This is a genomic window from Shigella sp. FC1661, assembly GCF_001712525.1.
GTDB lineage: Bacteria > Pseudomonadota > Gammaproteobacteria > Enterobacterales > Enterobacteriaceae > Escherichia > Escherichia coli.
Window position 1 is genome coordinate 1 of the sequence record NZ_MDGW01000304.1, and the last position, 1,658, is coordinate 1,658.

Annotated in this window: 1 rRNA gene; it reads left to right on the forward strand. The window is 53.0% G+C overall.

The window, feature by feature from the left end:
* Window positions 1–72 precede the first annotated feature (72 nt).
* A 16S ribosomal RNA gene (locus BFF42_RS16325) occupies window positions 73–1,614 on the forward strand.
* Window positions 1,615–1,658: the final 44 nt, after the last annotated feature.

Here is a 1,658-nt window from a genome sequence, read left to right on the forward strand (position 1 = left end):
AAATGAATACCAAGTCTCAAGAGTGAACACGTAATTCATTACGAAGTTTAATTCTTTGAGCATCAAACTTTTAAATTGAAGAGTTTGATCATGGCTCAGATTGAACGCTGGCGGCAGGCCTAACACATGCAAGTCGAACGGTAACAGGAATCAGCTTGCTGATTCGCTGACGAGTGGCGGACGGGTGAGTAATGTCTGGGAAACTGCCTGATGGAGGGGGATAACTACTGGAAACGGTAGCTAATACCGCATAATGTCGCAAGACCAAAGAGGGGGACCTTCGGGCCTCTTGCCATCGGATGTGCCCAGATGGGATTAGCTTGTTGGTGGGGTAACGGCTCACCAAGGCGACGATCCCTAGCTGGTCTGAGAGGATGACCAGCCACACTGGAACTGAGACACGGTCCAGACTCCTACGGGAGGCAGCAGTGGGGAATATTGCACAATGGGCGCAAGCCTGATGCAGCCATGCCGCGTGTATGAAGAAGGCCTTCGGGTTGTAAAGTACTTTCAGCGGGGAGGAAGGGAGTAAAGTTAATACCTTTGCTCATTGACGTTATCCGCAGAAGAAGCACCGGCTAACTCCGTGCCAGCAGCCGCGGTAATACGGAGGGTGCAAGCGTTAATCGGAATTACTGGGCGTAAAGCGCACGCAGGCGGTTTGTTAAGTCAGATGTGAAATCCCCGGGCTCAACCTGGGAACTGCATCTGATACTGGCAAGCTTGAGTCTCGTAGAGGGGGGTAGAATTCCAGGTGTAGCGGTGAAATGCGTAGAGATCTGGAGGAATACCGGTGGCGAAGGCGGCCCCCTGGACGAAGACTGACGCTCAGGTGCGAAAGCGTGGGGAGCAAACAGGATTAGATACCCTGGTAGTCCACGCCGTAAACGATGTCGACTTGGAGGTTGTGCCCTTGAGGCGTGGCTTCCGGAGCTAACGCGTTAAGTCGACCGCCTGGGGAGTACGGCCGCAAGGTTAAAACTCAAATGAATTGACGGGGGCCCGCACAAGCGGTGGAGCATGTGGTTTAATTCGATGCAACGCGAAGAACCTTACCTGGTCTTGACATCCACGGAAGTTTTCAGAGATGAGAATGTGCCTTCGGGAACCGTGAGACAGGTGCTGCATGGCTGTCGTCAGCTCGTGTTGTGAAATGTTGGGTTAAGTCCCGCAACGAGCGCAACCCTTATCCTTTGTTGCCAGCGGTCCGGCCGGGAACTCAAAGGAGACTGCCAGTGATAAACTGGAGGAAGGTGGGGATGACGTCAAGTCATCATGGCCCTTACGACCAGGGCTACACACGTGCTACAATGGCGCATACAAAGAGAAGCGACCTCGCGAGAGCAAGCGGACCTCATAAAGTGCGTCGTAGTCCGGATTGGAGTCTGCAACTCGACTCCATGAAGTCGGAATCGCTAGTAATCGTGGATCAGAATGCCACGGTGAATACGTTCCCGGGCCTTGTACACACCGCCCGTCACACCATGGGAGTGGGTTGCAAAAGAAGTAGGTAGCTTAACCTTCGGGAGGGCGCTTACCACTTTGTGATTCATGACTGGGGTGAAGTCGTAACAAGGTAACCGTAGGGGAACCTGCGGTTGGATCACCTCCTTACCTTAAAGAAGCGTACTTTGCAGTGCTCACACAGATTGTCTGAT